A 25,075-nucleotide genomic window follows, 5' to 3' on the forward strand; every position below is an offset into this window, starting at 1 on the left:
CGCTTCAGCCCTTCAACGCGTTGAGATGGGTCGTCAGATAATCTTCGGTCAGCGCGATCGACGCCTCGGTGCTGATCGGCGCGGAGCGAAGGCCCTGGCGGATATAGAGCCCGTCGATCATGGCAGCCGCGCCCTCGGCGATCCGCCCGGCATCGCCGGCCGGGCACAAGGCCTTGAGATTGGCGACCAGGTTGGAATGCAGACGGCGTGCGTAGATGACGAGAAAGCGCCGCGTCTCTTCCGAGCGTTGCGCTTCGGCGTAGAAGGCGAGCCAGGCAGCGATCGTTTCCGGCGCGAACTGATCGGCCTGGAAGCTGACGCGGATGACGGCGGAGAGCTTTTCGCGCGGCGTTTTCGCCTCGCGGAGCGCCGTCACGACGCTGTCGCGCAGCCGCTGTAGATGCACGCGGACGGTTTCGATCAGCAGCTGTTCCTTGCTGCCGAAGTAATGATGCGCAAGAGCGGGGGAAACGCCCGCCTGCTTGGCAATTTCGGACATGGTGACGGTCAGCGAACCGTGATCGCCGATCACGCGCATCGCAGCATCCACCAGCGCCTTGCGGCGCACCGGCTCCATTCCGACCTTCGGCATAGCGTCAATCCCCAAGACTGAAGACGAGTGTATTTTTGATTGACTGATCAATCAATAAAAAAATCACGTGGCCGGTATTACCTGACGAAAAATCCGCAACCTCTTTCCGCACGGCATTTCTGTGCCATACTTCCTCATAGGAGGAGGTGCAGTCATGGTTGATATTCTTGATGAAGTTCCCCCGTCCGCGATGCGCGACAAATGGGGTTGGTTTATCGGACTTGGCATATTGCTGCTGATCTGTGGCGGCATCGCCCTTGGCAATCTATTCATCGCCACGGTGGCTTCGGTCTATTATGTCGGCATGCTGATGCTGATCGGCGGCATCGTGCATCTGGCCCATGCCTTTCAGGTGAGGAGCTGGGAGCATATCCTGTTCTGGGTGTTGAGCGGCCTGCTCTATACGGTTGCCGGTATCCTTGCCTTCGCCAATCCGCTGTTGGCTTCCGAGGCATTGACGCTGTTCCTTGCCATCGCGCTCCTCATCGCCGGCACGTTCCGCGTCTGGGTCGGCCGCAAGCTGAAGCCCGAGCGCGGCTGGGTTTGGATCGTCATCAGCGGTCTTGCGACTGCCGTTGCAGGCATCGCTATCGCTCTCGGCTGGCCGGTCAACAGCCTTTGGATCCTCGGCCTTTTCCTGGCCTTCGATCTAATCTTCCAGGGCTGGACGCTGGTGGTCTTCGGCCTCGTGCTCAGGCAGTAGTGCACCTCCCAAAAGGGGTAACGCACTGCTACTTTTTGACAAGAAGCGTGAGCGGCGTTACTCTTCGTGCCTCTGCCGTATCAGGCAGAACGGCGTTGCGTTGATGTAACGGCAGTATCTTCATCTGGAAGTCCGCATGTCGAGGGACGTGCTCGAAGAAACTGGTCGAAGCCGCGGAACATGGTTCCAGACAAATTTTCGCTAGATAACGTCAAGGGAGGAATATCATGCCAATGGTAACGGTTTCCATCTCTCCGCTTCAGGCTGCCGGCATCCGGGCAGCGGTCGACACCGGCACCTATGCCTCGAGCAGCGAAGTCGTGCGGGAAGCTCTTCGCATGTGGGATGCGGCGCGCAAGCGCGGTGACATTTGCGAGGTGCCGCGTGCCGCCAACGATGGCGGCGAGACGGCAAAGAGCGGCCGCTGCGTCGCCGATATGTTTGCCGATTACGAGGCAGAGCGGCACTCGAGCAATCATCACTGAACGCCACTCGTCACGGCAACCCCTCGGCTGCCGTGTGCCGGGTATGCGTCCCGGCGAATGGTTAATATTGCTTTACCATTCATGAAACTTTCACATAGGGGAAAGGTTTCGTTGACGCTTTATGGCGCAATCTTGGGTCGAAAACGCGGTAAATCCAAAGTTTTACTTAAATAAATTAGATTAGAATTCGCAAGTGGAGATGGGCATGTCCCTGCCTGCCGCAGTCGAGCCGGGCGTATTGCGCCGATATGCCAGCGACCAGATCGTCACTCTCGCCAAACTCGTCATCGAAAACGCATTCCAGCCGATCGTAGAGGCCGGTACGGGCACCGTTTTCGGCTATGAATCCCTGATGCGCGGCCAGGAGCGCATCGGCTTCGCTAGCCCGATCGACATGCTGGATGAAGCCGAGCGCACCGGCCAGCTTCTCGGGCTGGAGCAGATGGTCTCGAGCCGCGCGCTGGCAAAATTTGCGACCATGCCCAATATCGCCACCACGACGCTTTTCCTCAATCTGGATGTCCGGCTGATTGCGCAAGGCACCATCCTGGTCGACGGCTTGCTGCAGCATATGAGAAAGGCCGGCATCGCACCGTCCTCCGTCTGCTTCGAATTCTCCGAGCGTTTCGACAATACCATCGTGCCGGAGTTTTCGGCGCTGGTTGCCAAGATGCGCAATGCCGGCTTCAAGCTCGCGATCGACGACTTCGGCGTCGGCCACGGCGAAATGAAGCTTCTGTCCGATTATCCGGTCGATTATCTCAAGATCGATCGGCATTTCATCGTCGATATCGACCGCAGCGCCCGCAAGCGCCATATTCTGAGAAATCTCGTCAACATCGCCCATGTCCTCGGCACGCGCGTTATCGCCGAGGGCATCGAGACGGAGGCGGAGTTCCTGACCTGCCGCGAATTCGGCGTCGATCTCGTCCAGGGCTGGTTCATCGCCCGTCCGACGGTCTTGGTCAACGAACTGAAGCAGAGCTTTCCGCATCTGCAGGATCTCGGTAAGGCCGCCCGCAACAGCCAGTCGCTCGATGAAATCCTCATCCGCAAGCAGATTGAGGTGCTACCGACCATCCGTGAAACCGACAGTATCGACAGCGTTTTCGAACTCTTCCGCCGCAATCCGCGCCGGGCTTATTTCCCGGTCGTCAATGCCAATGATGAGCCGCGCGGCATTATTCACGAGTATCAGCTGAAGGAATATATCTATCAACCTTTCGGCCGCGATCTGTTGAAGAACAAGGTCTACGAGCGCTCGATCTCGCATTTCGTCGAGATGGCGCCGATCGTCGGGCTTGATTCCGATGCCGACACGCTGATGACGATCTTTGCCAACATGGAAAGCAGCGATTGCCTGATCGTCACCGAAGGCACGCATTATGCCGGGATCGTCTCGGCTGCCTCGCTCATCAAGGTCATCAATGAGAAGCAACTCAAGATCGCGCAGGACCAGAACCCGCTGACTGGTCTTCCCGGCAACAGGGCGGTCCACGATTTCATGCAGAGCACCGGCCGGGATGGCGATGACGTCAGGCATTTCTGCTATTGCGACTTCGATAATTTCAAGCCGTTCAACGATGCCTACGGCTTCCATCTCGGCGACCATGCCATCTCGTTGTTTGCCGCATTGATGCGCCGCTATTTCTTTGCGGAGCGCCATTTCCTCGGCCATGTCGGCGGCGACGATTTCTTCATCGGTGTCACCGGCTGGAGCATGCAGGAGCTGCGCGAGGTTCTGGACCGGCTGCTTGCCGATTTCCACGCCGACGTCCGCGAGCTCTATTCGGCGGAGGATCGTGCCGCCGGCCGCATTCGCGGCCACGACCGCAGTGGTGTCGAGACCGAGTTCCCGCTGATGCGCTGCTCGATCGGCATCCTGCAGCTGCCGAAGGGGCTCGTGATCGACAACATTAGCCGGGTCAGCACCTCCATCGCGGGTATCAAGGCGAAGGCAAAGGAAAGCGCCATGGGCGCGGCATTCCTCGGCTTGGCCGAGACGAATTGACGCCCTCCGGCACTCGGTCCTTTTCAAGCGCTTTGCGCTAAACTATCTCCACTGCTTTGCTGGGAGAGGAGATAGCGCCATGCCCTTGCCGTCTGAAATGCGTTTCGTGGATTTGCCGTCCTTTGGCGGACCCGAGGTCATGACCATCGCCCGAAAGCCTTTGCCTGTCCTGAAGCCGGGCGAGATCCTGGTCCGAGTCGAAGCCGCCGGCGTCAACCGGCCGGATGTGGCGCAGCGCCAGGGCGTCTATCCCCCACCGAAGGAGGCAAGCCCGATCCTGGGCCTTGAGATATCAGGCGAAGTGGTCGACGTTGCGCCCGGCGTGACCGAATTTGCGATCGGCAACAAGGTCTGCGGCCTCGCCAATGGCGGCGGCTATGCCGAATATTGCGTGCTGCCAGCCGGCCAGGCGCTGCGCTTCCCGAACGGTTATGACGCCGTGCGTGCTGCGGCCGTCCCGGAGACCTTCTTTACGGTATGGGCCAATCTCTTCCAGATGGCGGGGCTGACCGAAGGCGAAAGCGTGCTGATCCACGGCGGCTCCAGCGGCATCGGCACGACGGCGATCCAGCTCGCCCACGCTTTTGGTGCGACGGTTTATGCGACCGCCGGGTCGAAGGAAAAATGCGAGGCCTGCGAGAAGCTCGGCGCCAAGCGGGCGATCAATTATAAAGAGGAAGATTTCGCCGAGGTCATCAAGACCGAGACGGAACATGGCGTCGATATCATCCTCGACATGATCGGCGCCGCCTATTTGGAGAAGAACCTCGCTTCGCTCGCTCGGGACGGCTGCCTTTCCATCATCGCCTTCCTTGGCGGCGCGGTGGCGGAGAAGGCCAACCTTGCGCCGATCATGGTCAAGCGGCTGACTGTGACCGGTTCGACCATGCGTCCGCGCACGGCCGAGGAAAAGCGGGCCATCCGCGACGACCTGCTGTCCCAAGTCTGGCCGCTGCTGGACGAGGGCACGGTTGCCCCCGTCATCTATCGGACCTTCTCTTTCGACGACGTGGTCGAGGCGCATCGATTGATGGAAACCAGCGATCACATCGGCAAGATCATGCTGAAGCTGGCTTGATCGTCAGCGACAGGGCGATGGCGATGAGGCCAGGTATGGCCATCAGCGCGTAGAGCCACGTTGCTGCGGAGAGGCCGCCGGCAATGCCACCCGGATGGGTCAGGCCTGCGCCATTGACGATGACGCCCGTGAGTGCGGCGCCAAACGCGCCACCAAGCGATTGCGTCATCGAGATTGCTGCCGAAGCCTTGTCCTGTTCGGCTCTGCGGGCGATGCCGATGATCCTGGTCACAAGATGCGCCCAGCCGAGACCGACGCCGAATCCCATCAGGAACATCGTGATGACGGCGGGCGCAAACCTGGCGACGGTGTCAAAAGGCGTGCTCGTTGCCAGGAAGGGGATCAGTGATGCGGTCGCGGCCGTTTCCAGAATGCAGCCGGCAATGATGGCGACGGCCGCTGACCTGCCCGAGAAAGAATTGCTGAAGAAGGCCGCGATGGTCCAGCCGAGCGCTACCAGCGCCACGAGATAGCCCGAGACCAGCGGCGTCACGCCATGGAGCGTCTGCAGGAAGTAGGGGATATAGATGTCGCTGGTCAGCACCAGCATCATCGTGAATATCGTCAGGTAGAGCCGCGCAATGGGGTTGCTGAGCATGACGGCGCCATAAGGCAGGAGGCGTACTTCGCTCTTGTGCTCGATCAGCACCATCGTCGCGACGAGCACGATCGAAGCTGCGATCAGCGCCATCTTGTAGGATCCATGTTCGATCGTGCCGGCAATGCTGACGAATAGAACTGCGGTAAGCAGAAGTATGATCTGGATCAGCGGCGTTCTGGTGTCGATCCGGTCGTCCGCGACATCGGGCAGCAGCCAGCGCCCCGAGAGCGCCATGAGGACAGCCACCGGCACGAGGATGAGAAAGGCCTCCCGCCAGGCGCTCCCTGCGGCAAAGAGGCCGCCGAGCGTCGGCCCTAGTACGGTCGCTACACCCCAGATGGCAGCGTAGAGCGTAGAGGCCCTGCGCCACAGGGGTTCCGGATAGATGAAGCGAATGAAGGCATAGGCGAGGCCGGACAGCATGCCGGAGCCGTAGCCCTGAACGGCGCGCCCGATCAGCAGCACGGGCATGGTCGGCGCGATAGCGCAAGCGAGGCTGCCGACGCCGAAGGTGAGTGCCGCTGCAACATAGACGGCACGCAAGCCTATTCCCTTCGGCCGGGTCGCAACCGTGATCGAGCCAAGTACCCCGGCGGCGACGAAAAGCGTCGTCATCCACGAGAACAATTCGAGGCCGCCAATGTCGCGGACGATCGAGGGGGCAATCGTGGCGGTGATGTAGGATTCAACGGCATAAAGCGTGACGCCTCCGCCCAGCATCAGTGTCGCAGGCAGAAGTCTCGGCGAGAACAGCGTGAAGATGGAGGCTGATTTGAGGGGAGCGGTGGTTTCGATGCTGGACATCGGACGATCCTCGGTATTTTCCCTAGCGGTTGATTATTTTCCAAGTTATAATTTGGAAAATTACATCCTCGCCGAATTAAAACAAGATAAAACTTGGAAAAATGCGTCAGTCACCTGCCAATCGAATCCTGATCCTGTTGAAAACCGACGGGCCGCAGCTGGCTGCAGCCGTCGGCGATGCGCTCGGCATATCGTCGGAGGCGGCACGCCAGCAGTTGACGAAGATGGCTGAAGATGGGTTGGTCGAGCCGGTGGCGGAAACTGCCGCCGGCCGGGGCAGGCCGCGCCAGTTCTGGCATCTGACGGCGGCCGGCAACAGGCAATTTCCCGATGGCCATGCCGATCTGACTGCCACTCTGCTTGCGACCATGGCCAGCCAGTTGGGCCAGGGTGCCGTCGATGCGGTCATCTCGGCGCGCGAAACGGAGACGCTTCGACGTTACCGGAGCGAGATCGACCTTTCGGCCGATCTGCCGTCGCGCGTCGCAAACCTCGCCGCAATCCGCACGCGGGAAGGCTATATGGCCGATCACTGGCAGGACAAAGATGGCTCGCTGGTGCTGGTGGAGAACCATTGCCCCATCTGTGCTGCCGCATCTGCCTGTGCCGGCTTCTGCCGATCGGAGCTGGAGACTTTCCGCATGGTGCTCGGCGCTGCCGTCGAACGGGAGGAGCATATCCTGCTCGGTGCCCGACGTTGCGCTTACAGGATCCGCGACGCAGCCTGAGAGATCGCATTTTGATGCTGGCCGCCGGCATAGGCGATTGGCAATCCACTGGGCAGCGGCTATCACTGGCCGTCTAGCAAATCAAAGGCCGCGTCTCCTCATGTCCAATCCCGTCTGCGTCGAAGTCACCCGTGGCAATCTGGTTGAGAGCCGCCATCGCGGTTCCATCGTTGCGGTCGATGGCGACGGCCAGTTGGTCTTCTCGGTCGGCGATATCGAAAGCGGCGTCTTTCCGCGCTCTGCCTGCAAGGCGATGCAGGCCCTGCCGTTGGTCGAAAGTGGTGCTGCCGACGCTTATGGCTTCAGCCACAAGGAGTTGGCGCTCGCCTGCTCCTCCCACAATGGCGAGGACGAGCATGTTGCCCTCGCCGCCTCGATGCTGGCCCGCGCCGGCCGCGATGTCCGCACGCTCGAATGTGGCGCGCACTGGTCCTTTGACCTGAAAACAACAATCCATCAGGCCCGCACCATCGAGAAGCCGACGGCGCTGCACAACAATTGCTCCGGCAAGCATGCCGGCTTCGTCTGCGCCTGCTGTCATCAGGGCATCGATCCCCAGGGCTACGTCGGTTATGACCATCCGTTGCAGCAGCAGATCCGCGAGACGATGCAGAGCCTGACCGGCGCTGTTCTGGCGCACGACAATTGCGGCACGGATGGCTGCTCGATCCCGACCTATGCCGTGCCGCTCAAGGGACTGGCGCATGGCTTTGCCAGGATGGCGACCGGTGTCGGCCTGGAGCCGCTGCGTGCCAAGGCGTCACGCCGGCTGTTCGAGGCCTGCATGGCTGAACCCTTCTATGTTGCCGGCACTGACCGTGCCTGCACCAGGCTGATGCAGATCGCTCCTGGCCGCATTTTCGCCAAGACCGGCGCCGAGGGCGTGTTCTGCGCTGCAATTCCCGAACAGGGCATCGCCATTGCGCTCAAATGCGACGACGGCACCACTCGCGCGGCAGAGGTCATGGTGGCCGCAACATTGGCTCGCTTCTTCGAGAAGGATGGCGCTGTTCATGCCGGCCTGATGGCGATGGCCGGCCGATCCTTCAAGAACTGGAACGGCATCCATGTCGGCGATATCAGGCCGACGGCTGCTCTGACTGCATAGGTAACTCATCGCTTCAGCCGCTCGTTTTCTGAGCCGGTACATGGTGTCGGACGACCTTGTATTCCTGCCAGATGAGAACCATGACCACGAGGTCGAAGATGGTGAGGATGATGAGCCCGATGCCATGCGTGTCGGTGAAGCGATAAAGCTGGTAGACGATGAAAAGGCCTAAGGCCACGAGCGAGGCCGGATAGGCCCACATCTTGCCCCTGAGCAGGCCGATGACCAGCAGCACCTTCACCAGCCCATGGCTCAAGAGGTAATAGGCATAGAAATTCTTGGTGCCGACCGAGAAATCCTGTGCCCATGTGAGCAGATGGGTTGCGATGAAATCATGCGGGTCGTTGAGTAGCTCGGGCTGTGTGATCCGGTTAGCCAGCCGAAGGATCGACTCGGTGCTGACGAGCGCGAGCACAAGGCCGCCGAGGCATTCGATCAGGGCATGCGCGCCCTTCAACAGGACGCTGATTTCGAAGAGCTGATGAATGCGTCGTTCGTTCATGGGCGATCGTAACCTCTGGGGCCTATTCAGGTAGTCTTGATCGGCGGCGACGACAAGACATACCGATCTCCGGCAGTCGGTCAGGCCAGGAAGATCGGTACACCGGCATCCTGATAGGGTGCCAAACTCTCCTCCCGAATATCGGAGGGCACGATCACGCCAGAGACACCTGTTATTGGAAGGATCTGGCATGGTGAGGCCGCGTCGAGCTTCTCGGCCGTCGCCAGCACATAGGTTTCTGCCGAGCATTGCGCGATATGCCGCTTGATGGCCGCTTCCTCGAAATCGCCGGTCGAAAAGCCGCGGGCGGGATGTATGGCGGTGACGCCGAGAAAGAAAATGTCGGCCCTTATGGTGGCGATGGCCGCCATGGCTGCAGCACCGGTTACCACCATCGAATGCTTGTAGAGCTTGCCGCCGATCAGGATCACCTCGGCGGCGGCATGATGCTCCAGCTCGCCTGCGATCGTCGGGCTGTGCGTGACGATAGTGACGGGAAGGTCTTTCGGAAGCTGGCGGGCGATCTCGGCATTGGTGGTGCCGCCGTCGAGAAATACCGTCTGGCCCGGTTGGATCATGTTGGCCGCATAGGCACCGAGCCGGCGTTTCTCATCGGAGGAGACCGTCTGCCGTGCAGTAAAATCAGGCAGCTCCGGTGACAGCGGCAGTGCGCCACCATGCACGCGCTTCAGCAATTTTTCTGCCGCCATCTCCCGCAGATCCCGGCGGATCGTGTCTTCGGACAGATCGAGTTCGTCAGCCAGCGCCTTGGCGATCACTTGGCCGTCCCGGCGCAATCTGTCGAGGATGAGGGTTTTCCGTTGGCTGGTCAGCATGTCGATCTCTGCACGATATATCACGAATAGTCGTGAATTTATCAGAATTGATTCGACTTTCAAGAAAATATGCGCATATTCGTGCAAATTCCTGCAGGAAGCAGGTGTTCAGAATGGAGACATGACATGTTGATCCTGATTGCCGGCCCATATCGCTCCGGCACCGGCGATGATCCGAAGAAAATGGCCGAGAACCTGAAGCGTCTGGAGGAGCCATCCTATGCCCTGTTCAAGGCAGGTCATCTGCCCATGATCGGCGAATGGGTTGCGCTGCCGGTCTGGCGCGCCGCTGGCGGCAAGAGCATAGGTGATGATCTCTATGAAGAGATCTTCCATCCGACAGCGGGCCGCCTGCTGCAGCTTTGCGAGGGCGTGCTGAGACTACCCGGCGACTCCAAGGGCGCCGACAATGATGTCCGCATCGCTCGTGAGCGCGGCATTCCCGTCTGGTACAGGCTGGAAGACGTGCCTGGCTGCGCCTGAGATCGACCGCCCATCCCCATTGAGCTAGCCAATGGGGATGGGGATATCGGCTTGATCTATCAAAACCTTTTGTGGCGCCCATCAGCATCAGCCACTTCCGTATTGGCCCGCTTACCTCTAGCTTCCTCGCAGAATTCAATCGAGGAACGGAACATGCTGACATTCTATTATGCGCCCGGAAGCTGCGCGCTCGCCAGTCTCATCGCCCTGGAAGAATCCGGCCTTGCCTACGAGCCCCGACGCCTCAACCTCGCCAATGGCGATCAGCGCCAGCCGGATTATCTGGCCATCAATCCCAAAGGTCGCGTTCCGGCCCTGGTGACCGATCGTGGCGTCCTCACCGAGAATATCGCGATCATGGCCTATATCGCCCAGATCGCACCAGCCGCGAAGCTGGCACCGCTGGATGACCCCTTCGAATTCGCGCAGATGCAATCCTTCAACAGTTACATCGTCTCCACCGTTCATGTGAACCATTCCCATAAGATGCGCGGCTATCGCTGGACCGACGATGCGGCAGCCATCGAGACGATGAAGGCCAAGGTGCCGCAGACCATGACCGAAAGCTTCGCCTTGATCGAGGATAAGATGCTGAAGGGTCCCTGGGTGATGGGCGAGCAATATACCGTTGCCGACGGCTATCTCTTCACCATGGAGACGTGGCTGCCGGGAGATAATGTCGATATCAAACAGTTCCCCAAGGTCAGCGCGCATTATCAGCGTATGCTCGAGCGCCCGGCTGTCCAGAAGGCGCTTGCCATCGAACAGGGCTGATCGATCAGCCGAATGTTGCCAGAAGTTTTTTCGGGGCGCGGTATCGCCACGCCTCGATCAAGCGCAGCTCCAGTTCCTCGTCGCCGATCGCGTTGATGCGCAGCGGCACGGAGGGCCAGCCGATATAGTGATCCGTCTGAAAATAGATCTCGGGCGCCATTTCCATCAGCTGCTCCTTGCGGTCGATCGGCAGCGACAGCACGATAGTCTCGTTGTTCTTGACGGTCACGAACGCCTTGCCGCCGACTTTGAAGGCCGGCAGGCCATAATGCAGGCCAGGTTCGACCGCAGGCAGCCGGGCTTGCGCGATAAGCCGCTGCAATCGTTCGGCGATAACGTCCATATCGATGGCCGATGTCATGTTTGCACGCGTGGAGTAGGTCTCTCTCAGGCGCATTCTTCCGGCTGAATGCACCGCTTGTCCAGCGGACGCCCGAGATTTTCCGGCATCAGCGGCAGGTCGGCCAATTCTTCCAGCGACATGGCCGCAAGCATGGGATGCTGCAGCGGATCGCTGTCCGGTTTGCGATCCTCTTCGAGAAGATGACTGAAGAAAAGCTTCAAGATCGACATGGTATGCCTCCTTGGACGCTCGCATCGATGCAACCATGAGAGCATCAACTGGGCAAGCAGCGACGGTCTTCAATTTCATGGTGCATAATCGCGCGAATATGCGCTCGATGCAATTGAGAATGCGGGGATGCTGATATAGATATTCTATAATGAGAAACCTCAACAACGTTCATCTGAACGGTTTACGCGCCCTGGAGGCGGTCGGGCGGCTCGGTTCGCTGCAGGCGGCAGCCGACGAACTCGGCGTGACGGTCGGCGCGGTCAGCCAGCAGGTCATCAAGGCCGAGGCGCAACTCGGTCGGCCGCTGTTCGAGCGGACCCCTAAGGGCATGACGGTGACAGCATCGGGGCTGGCGATATTGACGAGGCTTAACGAGGGCTTCCAAGCGCTTACGGCCGCAGTCGCGCTTGCGCAGCACGAGGATGAGAATATCCTTACGATTTCGGTCGCGCCGGTCTTTGCGGCCCGCTGGCTCGTGTACCGGCTCGACCGCTTCGCCAGCCGTCACCCGGATATCCGCCTGCGCATCGATGCCACCACTCGGCTGATCAATCCGGCGACATCGGATGTCGATATCGGCATCCGGGTCGGCAACGGGCAATGGCCCGGCGTCAAGGCCGAGCTGCTGCTGGCCCAGGAGGTGTTCCCGGTCGTCACACCACAGATCGCCGCCACGCTTCGGGAGCCTGCCGATATGCTGAAAGTCCCCGCCGTCATCGACGGACATGCGATGTTCGGCTGGGAGGTGTGGCTGCGCGAGGCCGGGCTTTCGGGCCATTGCATGGAAGAGCGCCACATCTTCAACGATGCGTCGCTCTGCCTGGATGCGGCCATAGCGGGGCAGGGGGTGATGCTCGCCTGGCAGACGCTGGCGGCTTATGCTCTCCAGCAGAAATGCCTCGTCGATCCCTTCGGCATCCGCGCCAAAACCGGTTTCGGCCATTATTTCGTCACCGCCGAAGGTGTGCGGGAGCCGAAGAAGGTTACCGCCTTCAAGGCCTGGATCCGTGAGGAAATGGAAGAGAGCATGCGTCTCTTCCAATAATGTCAGACCGGCTCCTTGCCGCGGGTCGTCTGCATGGCCTTGTAGGCGTCGCGTGACTGGCAGCGCTCGATCCAGGCCTTCATCTTCGGCCGAGCGTCGAACAAGTCCTGCTCGGTCTGGGCATAGCGCAGCACTTCGGCCAAGTTGAGGTCGGCGGCGGTAAAACGATTGCCGACGAGATAGTCCTGGTTTTTCAGGTGCTTTTCGAGCACGTCGAGCGGTTTCTTCAGCGAGCGGCAGGCGACTGCGATCCCGGCCTTGCCCGCGTCGCTGCTTTCCTGGGAATTGTCATAGATGCGAACCAGCGCGACGCTATAAGGTTCGACTTCCGTCGCCGCCCACATCGTCCACATAGACATCAGTCCTTCTTCCTCCACCGACTTGCCGGCCAGCGGACCGCCATATTTGCGTGCGAGATAGAGGTTGATGGCAAGCGATTCGTGCATTGCGAGATCGCCATCCTTGATGCAGGGGATCATGCCCATCGGATTGACCGCCAGAAACTCCGGCGACATCGTGTTGATCGGCGCATCGGCAGCGAGCGGATTGGCAAGCCGGCTGGCCTGGATGACGGGCACGGATTTGAACTCAAGGCCGAGCTCCTCGGCCATCCAGTAATTGCGCGAGGCGCGCGAGCGATAGACACCGTAGATCGTCAGCATATGGGTCTCCCAGATTCGAGTCGGCGCGACCTTATTGGGCGGCTTGGGTGAGTAAAAGACCCCGCCGCTGATATCTGCTATGAAAGCTTGTAATGGATGGCGGATGGCCAGCGCCGAGCAAGCACAAAAATATCCGCCAGCCCACCTAAATCTTTGCAAATCATGCTACCGAAGCCTAGCCTTCGTTCAGAAATTAGCGTCGCTGCATGTTACCGTTCGATTACGGCTTTCGTCGGATGCGGTAGGAGACATCCGGTGAAATGCACATGGGCAATCGGTAACTGCGATCTCGGGAGGAGAGCAGATGCTTGCGACCAGCGTTTCGCTAGACGACAAATATACCGCTGAGGATGGCCGCGTTTTCATGACCGGCCTGCAGGCGCTGGTACGGCTGCCCATGACCCAGATGCGGCGTGACCGCGCCGCCGGGCTCAATACGGCAACGTTCATTTCAGGCTATCGCGGCTCGCCGCTCGGCGGCTACGACCAGCAGCTTCTGAAGGCCCAGACTTACCTCCACGCGCATGACATCACCTTCCAGCCCGGCATCAACGAAGACCTTGCAGCTACGGCCGTGTGGGGCTCGCAGCAGGTCGGCCTTTCTCCCGGTGCCCGCAAGGATGGCGTACTCGGCATCTGGTACGGCAAAGGTCCCGGCGTTGACCGTTCCGGTGACGTGCTGAAGCACGGCAATGCCGCCGGCACCTCCAGGCATGGCGGCGTTCTCTGTTTTGCCGGCGACGATCATTCCGCCAAATCCTCGACCATTCCGCACCAGACCGACCATGAATTCATCTCGGCGGTCATGCCGGTCATCTATCCCTCGTCGATCCACGAATTCCTCGAATATGGCCTGCTCGGCGTCGCCATGTCGCGTTACTCCGGCTGCTGGGTGGGGATGAAGTTCATCGCCGATACGGTCGAGACGACGGCGGCGGTCGATTTATCGGGAGAAAAGCGGCAATTCGTCTTGCCGACGGATTTCGAACTGCCTCCCGGCGGCCTCAATCTGCGCTGGCCCGATCCGCCGCTGATGCAGGATGATCGCCTGCAGAATTACAAGGCCTATGCGGCCATCGCTTTCGCCCGCGCCAACCGCGTCAATGAAATCACGCATGATGTTCCCAATGCCCGCTTCGGCATCATCTCCTCCGGCAAGGCCTACGAGGATGTGCTGGAGGCGCTGCGCGAGCTGGAGATCGGCCCGCGGGAAATGGCTGTTATCGGCCTGCGTATCTTGAAGGTGCGTATGCCTTGGCCGTTGGAGCCGGAGGCCGTGCGCCATTTCTCCGAAGGGCTGGACGAAGTTCTTGTCGTCGAGGAGCGGCGCGAGATCATCGAAAACCAGATCAAGCAGCAGCTCTTCAACTGGCGTGCCGATGTGCGCCCGCGCATCGTCGGCAAGTTCGACGAGCATGACAAACCCTATCTCAGCCTATCTTCGGCGCTGACCGTCGGCGCGGTTGCGAGAGCCATCGCCGGGCGTATCGTCAAGCTCGATCTCGATCAGGGCCTGCATGATCACATTGCCGCCAAGCTTGCCTATCTTGCCGAGCGCGGCCAGATCAGCCGCAGCCATGTGGCGCCGCTGAACCGCACCCCGTTCTTCTGCTCGGGCTGTCCGCACAATACATCCACCCGCGTCCCCGAAGGCAGCCGCGCCATCGCCGGCATCGGCTGCCATTACATGGCCACCTGGATGGACCGCAACACCGAGACCTTCACCCAGATGGGCGGTGAAGGCGTGCCGTGGACGGCGATCGCCCGCTACACCGACGAAAAGCATATGTTCGTCAATCTCGGTGACGGCACCTATTTCCACTCCGGCATTCTCGCCGTCCGCCAGTCCGTCGCCGCCAAGGTCAACGTCACCTACAAGCTGCTCTACAACGATGCGGTAGCGATGACCGGCGGGCAGCAGATCGACGGCCATCTGACGCCGCAACTAGTGACCAAGCAGTTGCATGACGAGGGTGTCCGGCCGATCTATCTGCTCTCCGACAATCCGGATGCCTATCGCGCATCCGAACTGGCGCCTGGTGTCAAGGTTCTGCATCGCGACCACATCGATCAGGTGATGCTGACGCTGTGCGAAACCGAAGGCTGTTCGGCGATCGTCTATGTCCAGACCTGTGCGGCCGAGAAGCGCCGTCGCCGCAGCCGCGGCCTGATGGAGGATTCGGCCAAGCGAGTCTTCATCAACAAGGCTGTCTGCGAGGGCTGCGGCGATTGCTCGGTGCAATCCAACTGCATTTCCATCGAGCCGCTGGAGACTGAGTTTGGCCGCAAGCGCCAGATCAACCAATCGAGCTGCAACAAGGACTTTTCCTGCGTCAAGGGTTTCTGCCCATCCTTCGTGACCGTTCATGGCGGCAACCGCCGCAAGCGGAAGGCACTGGACCATGCGGATATTGCCGTGCCGATGCCGGAGATTCCGGTCATTGTCGATCGGCCCTGGAACATCGCCATTGCCGGCGTCGGCGGCACCGGCATCCTGACCATCGGCGCCATCCTCGGCATGGCTGCGCATCTGGATGGCAAGGTGCCGATGATCCTCGACATGGCCGGCCTTGCTCAGAAGGGTGGCGCCGTCATGAGCCATCTGCGCATTGGTCTCGACCAGGCCGACGTCACATCCTCGCGCATCGTCAATGGCGGCGCTGATTTGCTGTTTGCTGCGGATGAGGTCGTGGGCGCATCCAAAGATGCGATCACGCTCTGCTCGTCGGCGCGGACGACCGCCATCGTCAACACCGGGTTGATGCCGGTTGCCGATTTTGTCCGCAACCGCGATTTCGATTTCAAGACCGGATCGATCCAGCACACGATCGCCAAGACCGTCAGCGACAAATCCGTCTTCCTCGATTTCGGTCATGTCGCGACCGAGGTCACCGGCGATGCGATCTCGACCAATATCCTGCTGACCGGCTTTGCCTGGCAGTGCGGCCTGCTGCCGCTGTCGCTGGAAGCAATCGAAAAGGCGATCGAACTTAACGGCGTCGCCGTCAAGCCGAGCCTTTCCGCGTTTCATTGGGGCCGGCTTCTGGCGCATGATCCGCAGGCCGTGCGTGCCGTGATGGCCAAACCCGAGACGGGAAAGACGCTGGCGGAGATGAGCCTCACTGAACTCATCGAGCACCGCAAGGCGCATCTGACGGCCTATCAGAATGCAGCGCTTGCCGAACGCTATGCCGCCTTCGTCGCCCACGCCAATGCGCTTGCCGCAAAAGAGCGGCTTTCGGACAAGGTGCCCTTTGCCGTCGCCGTCACTTATGCGCGGGTCCTGGCCTACAAGGATGAATATGAGGTCGCCCGGCTGCTCACCGATCCTGCTTTCGAAGCGCAATTGCGTGAGGAGATGGAGGGAGATTTCAAGCTGGCCCTCAATCTTGCCCCACCCATCCTCGGCGGCAGGGATCCGAACGGCCGACCAAGGAAGCGCGAGTTCGGCGCCTGGATCCTGCCGCTGCTGCGGATGCTTGCACCAATGAAGCGGCTGCGTGGCACCGCTTTCGATCCCTTCGGCTATATGGCGGAGCGGCAAATGGAACGCCGCCTGATTGCCGAATACGAAGAGATTGCCGGGCGTGTGCTTTCCGGTCTGCGCCACGACAACGAGGCAGAAGCCCTTGCCATTCTCTCGCTGTTTGATGAGATAAGAGGCTTCGGCCCGGTCAAGGAGGAGGCTCGCCGGAAGATCATGATGAGGATGGCGGACAGACTGAAAGCCTATGAAATGCCGCGGGAGGCGCAGCATGTACCCGCAGACGCCGCATGACGCCGGCGATGGAAACTTGAAGCAGGCATAACAAGACATACGTTCAAGGAGATTGGACGTTCGGGAAGGTCGGGAGGAGAAGCCGGATGTTTTCTGGGGGATTGAACTTCGCGCTGGGCGAGGACATCGATGCGCTGCGCGAGCAGGTGCGCCGCTTTGCCAGCAATCGCATTGCACCCTTTGCAGACGAGATCGATCGCAACAACAGCTTCCCCATGCATCTGTGGCGGGAGATGGGCGATCTCGGCGTACTCGGGATCACGGTCGATGAAGCCTATGGCGGCGCCGGCCTCGGCTATCTCGCCCACACGGTTGCCATGGAAGAGATCAGCCGTGCTTCAGCTTCCATCGGCCTGAGCTACGGCGCCCATTCCAATCTCTGCGTTAACCAGATCTACCGCAACGGCACGACGGCACAAAAGGAGCGCTACCTGCCGAAGCTCATTTCCGGTGAGCATGTGGGCGCTCTCGCCATGTCGGAGCCGGGTGCAGGTTCGGATGTCGTCTCCATGAAGCTGCATGCCGAAAAGCGCGGCCATCGCTACGTGCTGAACGGCAGCAAGATGTGGATCACCAACGGTCCGGATGCCGATGTCCTCGTCGTCTACGCCAAGACCTCTCCGGATGCCGGTCCGCGCGGAATTACCGCCTTCCTCCTCGAAAAAGGCTTTCCCGGCTTCTCCGTCGGCCAGAAGCTCGACAAGCTCGGTATGCGCGGCTCGAACACCTCGGAGCTGATTTTCCTCGATTGCGAGGTTCCGGAGGAGAATGTTCTCGGTCACGTCGATGGCGGCGTACGCGTGCTGATGTCGGGTCTCGATTATGAGCGCGTGGTCCTTTCCGGCGGCCCCGTCGGCATCATGGCGGCCTGCATGGATGTGGTGCTGCCTTACATGCATGAGCGCAAGCAGTTCGGCCAGTCCATCGGCGAGTTTCAGCTGATGCAAGGCAAGCTGGCCGACATGTATGTCACCATGAATGCGGCGCGTGCCTATGTCTATGCGGTGGCCGCCGCCTGCGATCGCGGCGAGACGACGCGCAAGGATGCGGCCGGCTGCATTCTCTATTCCGCCGAGAAGGCAACGGCACTGGCGCTCGAATGCATCCAGGCGCTCGGCGGCAACGGCTACACCAATGATTATCCTGCCGGCCGGCTGCTGCGCGACGCCAAGCTCTACGAGATCGGCGCCGGCACATCTGAAATCCGGCGCATGCTGATCGGTCGCGAGCTGTTCGGCGAAACGGCCTGACTGCGAAATTCCATTCCCATTAACCGGTGAAGCGCATGACCGTCCTGAAATCAGAGATATCGACGCATTCGGACCGCTTTCGCGATAATCGCGCCGCGTTGCTGGAGGCGATCGGCGTCGCCGAGGCTGCGGCGTCGCAGGCGGCGGAAGGCGGCGGCGCGCAGGCGCGTGAGCGCCATGTCAGCCGCGGCAAGATGCTGCCGCGCGATCGTGTCGCCGGGCTGATCGATCCCGCCACGCCGCTTCTGGAAATCGGCACGACCGCCGCGCACGGTCTCTACAACGGCGACGCGCCGGGAGCCGGCCTGATCGCCGGCATCGGACGCGTTTCCGGCCGCGACTGCATGATCGTTTGCAACGACGCCACGGTCAAAGGCGGCACCTACTATCCGATCACGGTGAAGAAGCATCTGCGTGCGCAGGAAATTGCCGCGGAAAACAATCTCCCCTGCATCTACCTCGTCGATTCCGGCGGCGCCAATCTGCCGAACCAGGACGAGGTGTTTCCCGACCGCGATCATTTCGGCCGCATCTTCTACAATCAGGCCAATATGTCGGCGGCCGGCATTCCGCAGATCGCCGTCGTCATGGGGTCTTGCACCGCAGGTGGGGCCTATGTACCCGCCATGTCGGACGAAACCATCATCGTCGAAAAGCAGGGAACGATCTTTCTTGCCGGTCCGCCGCTCGTCAAGGCCGCGACGGGGGAGGTGGTTTCGGCTGAAGATCTTGGTGGCGGCGATGTGCATACGCGCCTCTCCGGTGTTGCCGATCATCTGGCACGCGACGATGCCCATGCGCTTGCGCTTGCCCGGCAGGCGGTCGCCAATCTCAATCGCCGCAAACCCGAGAGTGTCGAGCTTCGCACGCCGGAAGCGCCGCTCTACGACCCGGAAGAGATCCTCGGCATCGTCCCCTCGGATCTGCGCACGCCCTATGACGTACGCGAGATTATCGCCCGCATGGTGGACGGCTCCCGGCTGGATGAGTTCAAGGCGCGTTACGGCACTACGCTGGTCTGCGGCTTTGCCCATATCCACGGTATCCCAGTCGGCATCATCGCCAACAACGGCGTTCTCTTCTCGGAGTCGGCGCTGAAAGGGGCGCATTTCGTCGAGCTTTGCTCGCAGCGCAAGATCCCGCTGGTCTTCCTGCAGAACATCACCGGCTTCATGGTCGGCCGCAAATATGAGACGGAAGGGATCGCGAAGAATGGCGCCAAGCTGGTGACGGCTGTGGCTACGACCAAGGTCCCGAAGATCACCATGCTGATCGGCGGCTCCTTCGGCGCCGGCAATTACGGCATGGCCGGCCGGGCCTATTCGCCGCGTTTCCTCTGGACCTGGCCCAACAGCCGCATATCGGTCATGGGTGGAGAGCAGGCGGCCGGCGTACTCGCCACCGTGCGCGGCGAGGCGCTGGCGCGTGCCGGCAAGCCTTGGACACCGGAAGAAGAGGCCGCCTTCAAGGCGCCGACGCTCAAGATGTTCGAAGCCCAGAGCCACCCGCTCTATGCCTCGGCCCGCCTCTGGGACGATGGCATCATCGATCCGCGCAAGAGCCGCGACGTGCTGGCTCTGTCGCTTTCAGCAGCACTCAACGCACCGATCGAAGACACACGCTTCGGTCTGTTCAGGATGTGAGGAGACGGAGATGAAACGCGATGCCATCAATGCCAAGAATGCGCCGCAGCCGCGCGGCGGTTATGCCCAGGCCGTAAAGCTCGAGAATTTCGAACGATTGCTGTTCGTCAGCGGCCAGATCCCGATGACGTCGGACGATACGCTTCCCGAGGGGTTCAAGGCGCAGGCTCGCCAAGCCTGGCTGAATGTCGATGCCCAGCTAAAAGCGGCGGGCATGACCAAGGATGATATCGTCAAGGTCACCACCTTTCTCGCGGATCGGCACCACACGATGGAGAACCGCGAGATTCGCGCCGAATATTTGGGACCGCTCACGCCGGCCATGACTGTCGTGATAGCAGGCATTTTCGATACCGCCTGGCTGCTCGAAGTCGAAGTCATTGCCGCGCAATAGGGTCTGCCGATGTTTTCGAAGATACTGATCGCCAATCGCGGCGAAATCGCCTGCCGGGTCATCGACACAGCAAGGCGCCTCGGCATCCGCACGGTCGCCGTCTATTCCGACGTCGATCGGGATGCCCTGCACGTGGCGCTGGCCGACGAAGCCGTACATATCGGCCCGGCGGCTGCGAGCGAGAGCTATCTGTCGAATGAAAAGATCATCGGGGCCGCAAAGCGAACCGGCGCGGAGGCCATCCATCCGGGCTACGGCTTTCTCTCGGAAAATGCAGCTTTTGCCGAGGCCGTCGAAGCCGTCGGCCTGGTCTTCATCGGCCCATCATCGGCCTCCATTCGAGCGATGGGGCTCAAGGATGCAGCCAAGGCGCTGATGGAGCGGGCCGGCGTGCCCGTCGTTCCCGGCTATCATGGCGATAGGCAAGAGCCCGGCTTTCTTGCCGAGCAGGCCGATGGCATCGGCTTTCCCGTTCTTATCAAGGCGAGGGCCGGCGGCGGCGGCAAGGGCATGCGCCGCGTCGACCGTCCGGAAGACTTCGAGGCTTCGCTGCAGGCAGCGAAACGCGAGGCGAAGTCCGCTTTCGGCGACGATGCCGTGCTCATCGAAAAATATCTCGTCAAGCCGCGCCATATCGAGATTCAGGTGTTCGGCGACAGCCAGGGCAATGCCGTGCACCTCTTCGAGCGCGATTGCTCCCTGCAGCGCCGACACCAGAAGGTGATCGAGGAGGCACCGGCGCCTGGCATGACGGAGGAGATGCGCAGCGTCATGGGCGAAGCGGCCGTTCGCGCCGCTCGCGCCATCGATTATCGCGGCGCCGGCACCGTTGAGTTCATCGCCGATGTCTCTGATGGCCTGTCGCCGGATCGCTTCTTCTTCATGGAGATGAACACCCGCCTACAGGTCGAGCATCCCGTCACCGAGGCGATCGCCGGCGTCGATCTGGTGGAATGGCAATTGCGCGTTGCGAGCGGCGAGCCGCTGCCGAAGAGGCAGGATGAGCTCGCCATAAACGGCTGGGCCTTCGAAGCGCGTATCTATGCGGAGGATCCGGCGCGCGGCTTCCTACCGGCAACCGGCATGCTCTCGCGCCTACGCTTTCCCGACGGTGATGTCCGCATTGATGCCGGTGTGCGCGAGGGCGATACCATCACCCCACATTACGATCCGTTGATCGCCAAGCTGACCGTGCATGCGCCGGATCGAGCCGCCGCCCTTGCCAAGCTCACGCGTGGTCTTGAGCAGACGCAGATCGCCGGAACCACGACAAATCTCGATTTCCTCATTCGCCTCAGCGGCCAATCGGATTTCGCCGCAGGCCATCCGGATACGGGATTGATCGACCGTGACGTGGAGGCGCTGACCTCGGCGCAGCAACCCGACGATGCGGCTCTTGCCATTGCTGCCATTGTCGAGGCGGGTGGGTTCGCGCAAGCCGCTGGCAATGATCCTTGGCTGTCGCTCGGTGCTTGGCAGCTCTGGGGCGAAGCAAGTCGTCCCGTCACGCTGCATTTTGCCGGTGGTCATCAGAATTGCCGCGTGGCTGCAAAGAGTCGATCGCTGTTTAGCGTCACCTTTGACGATCGCATCCTTCTCGTTTGCTTACTCGCAGGCAAGGGCCTTTCCCGACACGTCGAGATCGACGGCCGGCAGTCCCATGTCGATATCTTCGAGACATCGTCAGGTCTGACTTTATTCCTCAATGGACAGGCGCATCATTTCCATCGACTCGATCTTCTCGACGGTGGAGAGGAGGTGGCTGGCGGCGGCGATCGCGTCATCGCGCCGATGCCGGGCCTCGTCAAGATCGTCCGCGTGCGTGAGGGCGACACGGTTGCGAAGGGGCAGGCGCTGATCGTCATGGAGGCCATGAAGATGGAGCTGACGCTGACGGCAGCACGCGACGGCATCGTCGAAAGTCTGCATGTCGGCGAGGGCGACCAGACCAGCGAAAGCGCCGTGCTTCTGTCCCTTCGCCCGGAGGATGTGGCATGAGCGACAAGCCTTCCAACCGCGTCACCATCGTCGAGATGGCACCGCGTGACGGGCTGCAGAACGAGAAGCGGCAGGTCGATACCGAACACAAGATCGAGCTGGTCAATCTGCTTTCGGATTGCGGTTTCGAGCGAATTGAAGTCACCAGCTTCGTCAGCCCGAAATGGGTGCCGCAGCTTGGCGATGCCGCTTCGGTCATGGCCGGCATAGAGCGGCGTCCAGGCGTTCGTTACGCAGCGCTGGCGCCCAACATGCAGGGCTTCGAGGCGGCCCTCGCGGCTGGCGCCGATGAAGTGGCGATCTTCGCTTCCGCTTCGGAAACCTTCTCCATGCACAACATCAACTGCTCGATCGCCGAGAGCATCGAGCGCTTTCGGCCGGTGGCGGCCGCCAGTCGGGATCGCGGCGTTCCGTTGCGCGGCTATGTCAGCTGCGTCGTCGAGTGTCCCTATGAGGGCGCGGTGCCGCCGCAAAATGTCGTCAGTGTCGCGTGGCAGTTACGTGCGCTTGGTTGCTATGAGATCAGCCTTGGCGACACGATCGGCAAAGGTACGCCCGAGGCCGTCGACCGGATGCTTGCCGCAGTGCTCGGTGAACTCCCCGCGGCAGTCCTTGCCGGCCATTTTCATGACACGTCCGGCCGAGCGCTCGATAATATCGGCGTCGCGTTGGAGCGCGGCCTGCGGGTATTCGATGCGTCAGCCGGCGGCCTTGGCGGTTGCCCTTTCGCTCCCGGCGCCAAGGGCAATGTCGATACCGTTTCTGTTCAAGATTATCTATCGGCGCGGGGTTTCGAGACTGGTCTCGACGAGGACAAGCTTACCCGCGCCGCCGCCTTTGCCCGCAGCCTCAGGAGTGCCCCATGATATCGCAGACGATCCGCATCGCCACCGACGAGCGCGGTGTTGCCCATGTGACGCTGGCGCGCCCGGAAAAGCATAATGCCCTTTCGGCCGGGATGATCGATGACTTGACAGCGGCAACGGACGACCTTGCTCACGACAGCGCAGTCGGGGTCGTCGTGCTCACCGGCGAAGGCGCCAGTTTCTGTGCCGGCGGCGATCTCGGTTGGATGCGTGCCCAGTTCGATGCTACGCGGGACGGGCGTATGGCCGAAGCGCGGCGGCTTGCCATGCTGTTCAAGACGCTGAACGAATTGCCGAAGCCGCTGATCGCCCGCGTCCAGGGCAATGCTTTCGGTGGCGGTATCGGTATCCTCAGCGTCTGCGACATGGTGATATCGGCATCGACGGCCCGTTTCGGCCTGACGGAGGTGCGCCTCGGCATCATTCCGGCCACGATCAGTCCCTATGTCGTCGCGCGCATCGGCGAAGCGAATGCGCGCCCGTTGTTTCTCTCCGGCAAAATCATCGATGCCTGGCAGGCGCATGCCGCGGGCCTCCTGTCACGGGTCGTGGCGGAGGAGGCACTGGATGAGGCCGTCGAAGCCGAAGTCCGCCATTTCCTGGGCGCGTCACCGCAGGCAGCGGCCCGCGCTAAGGCCCTGGCGCGTTCCGTCGGTAGGCCGATTACCGATGGAATGATCGATCACGTCGTCGAACAATTGGCAGATGCTTGGGAGACCGACGAGGCGAAGGAAGGCATCACCGCCTTCTTCGAAAAGCGGCAGCCGAACTGGCGATCGGCCTAAACGAGCCTGTTGTTTGCGATGGTCAGCTGCGGGAATTGCGTGCCTCCCTTGATGAGATCGCCGGATGCCGGCTTGTCCCAGCGAAAGCCCATGATCGCGGCTTGCTGCATCTCCTGGAAAAGGTTGCCCGCAATCACCGCCGAGCCGGCGCCATCCGCGACCGAGACCACGCAGCCAATGCCGGCGTGCCTGACTATGTTGCCTGTCGCGACGACGTTGCGGAGATATTGACCCCAGCCGAGCCTCATGCCCCAGAGCGGCGCATTCTCGATGACATTATCGGCAACAAGCGTATCGGCCTCGGCCGAGATGCCGATGCCGAAACCGCCATCCTGCGCATAAGGGGCGGTGAGCGATAGATTGCGGATGACATTGCCCGTCACCGAAGCGAGCCTTCCGCCCTTGTCGAAATTGGTGACTGAAATGCCGTTGGCAGCGCCATCGACTAGATTGTTATTGATCGTGGCGCCGACGAATTCGAATTCGCAGTAGATGGCGGTTTCGCCCGACCGCAGGCACTGATTGTTCGAGATCTGCACGTTCGAGGCCGAATTGGCGCGGATGGCAGTGAAGGCACAATCGGCGATCTGATTGCCGGAAACCGTGACGCCATCGGCGCGGAAGACGTTGATGCCGTTGCCGTTCTGGCCGGTGCCGCCGCCATTGGCGCGGATGCGCGCAATGCGGTTGTTGGTGACGCTGCTGCCATCCTCGGCCTTGTCCCAGCGATGGATGAGGATACCGCCATTGCCGCAATCCTCGACGCGATTGCCTGTCACCGTCAATCCGGTTGACTGGACGGAATAGATGCCCGCCTCGGCCGCCCCGGAGATGTGGCTGCGCTCGATCCGGCCGCCGCAGCGCTCCAGCTGCAGTCCGTGCTTGCGGCTGCCGGTAACTTCGCAATTGTCGATCAGCACTTCGTCGACGCCGGTAAATTGCAGAAGGCCGCCTGCATAATCGGCAAGCCAGCGATTGCCGCCATCGAGCACAAGGCCGGAAAGCTCGATGCGTCTGGCCTTGTCCGCATTCATCAAATGGCCGTCGCCGCCATAGACCAGCCGCGACGCGCCGGGAACGCCGGTAATGCGGGTATTATCCGGCAGCGTCAGGTTGGAGATGTTGTATGTGCCCGGCGGCAGGAAGAGCGGCATGTTGGTCCGTGCCGCATTGTCGATCATCGCCTGCAGCTTGCCGCTCTTGAAGTCGCTGGCGCCCGGCGTCGTCTTCAGCGCAACGGCATCGAGCGGCCCCCGCAGCTCGGCACCCGCCATCTTGGCCAGCGACGCGGCAACAACGCGGGGCGCAAGCAGGCCAGCCGCTGCCGAAGCGGCGAGGGAAGCGATGAAGGCGCGGCGTTGGATCATTGCGAACT

At 61.1% G+C, this 25,075-nt stretch carries 24 protein-coding genes; 16 read left to right on the forward strand and 8 right to left on the reverse strand.

Annotation, left to right across the window (positions count from 1 at the left end):
* Positions 1-4: 4 nt before the first annotated feature.
* Positions 5-592 (reverse strand): transcriptional regulator BetI, encoded by a 588-nt coding sequence (betI, locus tag PH558_RS16585; RefSeq protein WP_069613827.1) that lies wholly within the window; start codon positions 590-592, stop codon positions 5-7.
* 154 nt (positions 593-746) lie between these two features.
* Between betI and PH558_RS16590 the strand changes: the two genes are divergently transcribed.
* The 4 genes from PH558_RS16590 (at position 747) to PH558_RS16605 (ending at position 4,869) form a co-directional block, all read left to right on the forward strand.
* Positions 747-1,295, forward strand: coding sequence for an HdeD family acid-resistance protein (locus tag PH558_RS16590; RefSeq protein ID WP_095434216.1), 549 nt, complete (start codon positions 747-749; stop codon positions 1,293-1,295).
* A gap of 227 nt (positions 1,296-1,522) precedes the next feature.
* Entirely contained in the window at positions 1,523-1,780 is a 258-nt protein-coding gene (locus PH558_RS16595) for a ribbon-helix-helix domain-containing protein (protein ID WP_095434217.1), read from the forward strand.
* Between the two features lie 205 nt (positions 1,781-1,985).
* On the forward strand, positions 1,986-3,791 hold the full coding sequence (locus PH558_RS16600) for a GGDEF domain-containing protein (RefSeq protein WP_285205583.1): 1,806 nt from the start codon (positions 1,986-1,988) through the stop codon (positions 3,789-3,791).
* 79 nt (positions 3,792-3,870) lie between these two features.
* Entirely contained in the window at positions 3,871-4,869 is a 999-nt protein-coding gene (locus tag PH558_RS16605) for an NAD(P)H-quinone oxidoreductase (RefSeq protein ID WP_095434219.1), read from the forward strand.
* On the opposite strand, the gene PH558_RS16610 is transcribed toward PH558_RS16605, so the two are convergent.
* On the reverse strand, positions 4,850-6,274 hold the full coding sequence (locus PH558_RS16610) for an MFS transporter (protein ID WP_285205585.1): 1,425 nt from the start codon (positions 6,272-6,274) through the stop codon (positions 4,850-4,852). The genes PH558_RS16605 and PH558_RS16610 overlap by 20 nt on opposite strands.
* 101 nt (positions 6,275-6,375) lie before the next feature.
* Between PH558_RS16610 and PH558_RS16615 the strand changes: the two genes are divergently transcribed.
* A complete protein-coding gene (locus PH558_RS16615) occupies positions 6,376-7,002 on the forward strand; it encodes a helix-turn-helix transcriptional regulator (protein ID WP_285205586.1) in 627 nt (208 codons plus the stop codon).
* Positions 7,003-7,102: 100 nt separating this feature from the next.
* Positions 7,103-8,110, forward strand: coding sequence for an asparaginase (locus tag PH558_RS16620; protein WP_285205587.1), 1,008 nt, complete (start codon positions 7,103-7,105; stop codon positions 8,108-8,110).
* A 13-nt stretch (positions 8,111-8,123) separates the two neighbouring features.
* Here the strand turns inward: PH558_RS16620 and PH558_RS16625 are convergent, their stop codons facing one another.
* Positions 8,124-8,612 carry a DUF2127 domain-containing protein gene (locus PH558_RS16625; protein ID WP_095434223.1) on the reverse strand — a complete coding sequence of 163 codons (489 nt, stop codon included), beginning with the start codon at positions 8,610-8,612 and terminating at the stop codon, positions 8,124-8,126.
* An 80-nt stretch (positions 8,613-8,692) separates the two neighbouring features.
* Positions 8,693-9,448: a DeoR/GlpR family DNA-binding transcription regulator gene (locus PH558_RS16630; RefSeq protein ID WP_285205588.1), complete on the reverse strand. Its 756-nt coding sequence runs from the start codon at positions 9,446-9,448 to the stop codon at positions 8,693-8,695.
* A gap of 126 nt (positions 9,449-9,574) precedes the next feature.
* Between PH558_RS16630 and PH558_RS16635 the strand changes: the two genes are divergently transcribed.
* Both PH558_RS16635 and PH558_RS16640 read left to right on the forward strand, forming a co-directional pair.
* Positions 9,575-9,931, forward strand: coding sequence for a DUF4406 domain-containing protein (locus tag PH558_RS16635; RefSeq protein WP_095434224.1), 357 nt, complete (start codon positions 9,575-9,577; stop codon positions 9,929-9,931).
* 153 nt (positions 9,932-10,084) lie between these two features.
* Positions 10,085-10,705 (forward strand): glutathione S-transferase family protein, encoded by a 621-nt coding sequence (locus PH558_RS16640; protein ID WP_285205589.1) that lies wholly within the window; start codon positions 10,085-10,087, stop codon positions 10,703-10,705.
* Positions 10,706-10,709: 4 nt separating this feature from the next.
* Here PH558_RS16640 and PH558_RS16645 read toward each other — a convergent pair whose 3' ends face one another.
* Together PH558_RS16645 and PH558_RS16650 are read right to left on the reverse strand one after the other, a co-directional pair.
* Entirely contained in the window at positions 10,710-11,066 is a 357-nt protein-coding gene (locus PH558_RS16645; protein ID WP_285205591.1) for an MmcQ/YjbR family DNA-binding protein, read from the reverse strand.
* Between the two features lie 26 nt (positions 11,067-11,092).
* The gene (locus tag PH558_RS16650) at positions 11,093-11,278 is read right to left on the reverse strand and encodes a hypothetical protein (RefSeq protein ID WP_113232334.1); all 186 of its coding nucleotides are present in this window, start codon (positions 11,276-11,278) and stop codon (positions 11,093-11,095) included.
* A gap of 149 nt (positions 11,279-11,427) precedes the next feature.
* Between PH558_RS16650 and PH558_RS16655 the strand changes: the two genes are divergently transcribed.
* Positions 11,428-12,324, forward strand: a complete 897-nt coding sequence (locus PH558_RS16655; protein ID WP_285205592.1) for a LysR substrate-binding domain-containing protein — start codon at positions 11,428-11,430, stop codon at positions 12,322-12,324.
* A 2-nt stretch (positions 12,325-12,326) separates the two neighbouring features.
* Here the strand turns inward: PH558_RS16655 and PH558_RS16660 are convergent, their stop codons facing one another.
* A complete protein-coding gene (locus PH558_RS16660) occupies positions 12,327-12,986 on the reverse strand; it encodes a glutathione S-transferase family protein (RefSeq protein WP_285205593.1) in 660 nt (219 codons plus the stop codon).
* A gap of 304 nt (positions 12,987-13,290) precedes the next feature.
* On the opposite strand from PH558_RS16660, the gene PH558_RS16665 reads away from it, so the two are divergent.
* From PH558_RS16665 to PH558_RS16695, 7 genes are all read left to right on the forward strand, one after another.
* The gene (locus PH558_RS16665; RefSeq protein ID WP_285205594.1) at positions 13,291-16,764 is read left to right on the forward strand and encodes an indolepyruvate ferredoxin oxidoreductase family protein; all 3,474 of its coding nucleotides are present in this window, start codon (positions 13,291-13,293) and stop codon (positions 16,762-16,764) included.
* A gap of 86 nt (positions 16,765-16,850) precedes the next feature.
* Positions 16,851-18,014, forward strand: a complete 1,164-nt coding sequence (locus tag PH558_RS16670) for an isovaleryl-CoA dehydrogenase (RefSeq protein ID WP_285205595.1) — start codon at positions 16,851-16,853, stop codon at positions 18,012-18,014.
* A 35-nt stretch (positions 18,015-18,049) separates the two neighbouring features.
* The gene (locus PH558_RS16675; protein WP_285205596.1) at positions 18,050-19,657 is read left to right on the forward strand and encodes a carboxyl transferase domain-containing protein; all 1,608 of its coding nucleotides are present in this window, start codon (positions 18,050-18,052) and stop codon (positions 19,655-19,657) included.
* 10 nt (positions 19,658-19,667) lie between these two features.
* Entirely contained in the window at positions 19,668-20,051 is a 384-nt protein-coding gene (locus PH558_RS16680) for a RidA family protein (RefSeq protein ID WP_037153079.1), read from the forward strand.
* Between the two features lie 9 nt (positions 20,052-20,060).
* Positions 20,061-22,049 (forward strand): acetyl/propionyl/methylcrotonyl-CoA carboxylase subunit alpha, encoded by a 1,989-nt coding sequence (locus PH558_RS16685; protein ID WP_285205597.1) that lies wholly within the window; start codon positions 20,061-20,063, stop codon positions 22,047-22,049.
* Positions 22,046-22,915, forward strand: a complete 870-nt coding sequence (locus tag PH558_RS16690; RefSeq protein ID WP_285205598.1) for a hydroxymethylglutaryl-CoA lyase — start codon at positions 22,046-22,048, stop codon at positions 22,913-22,915. Before PH558_RS16685 ends, PH558_RS16690 begins: the two co-directional genes overlap by 4 nt.
* Entirely contained in the window at positions 22,912-23,700 is a 789-nt protein-coding gene (locus PH558_RS16695) for a crotonase/enoyl-CoA hydratase family protein (protein ID WP_285205599.1), read from the forward strand. The genes PH558_RS16690 and PH558_RS16695 overlap by 4 nt, the downstream gene beginning before the upstream one ends.
* Here the strand turns inward: PH558_RS16695 and PH558_RS16700 are convergent.
* On the reverse strand, positions 23,697-25,067 hold the full coding sequence (locus tag PH558_RS16700) for a TIGR03808 family TAT-translocated repetitive protein (protein ID WP_285205600.1): 1,371 nt from the start codon (positions 25,065-25,067) through the stop codon (positions 23,697-23,699). The two genes, PH558_RS16695 and PH558_RS16700, sit on opposite strands and share 4 nt — an antisense overlap.
* Between the last annotated feature and the right edge of the window lie 8 nt (positions 25,068-25,075).

The sequence above is a fragment of the Rhizobium pantanalense genome (genome assembly GCF_030182525.1).
Classification (GTDB): domain Bacteria; phylum Pseudomonadota; class Alphaproteobacteria; order Rhizobiales; family Rhizobiaceae; genus Rhizobium.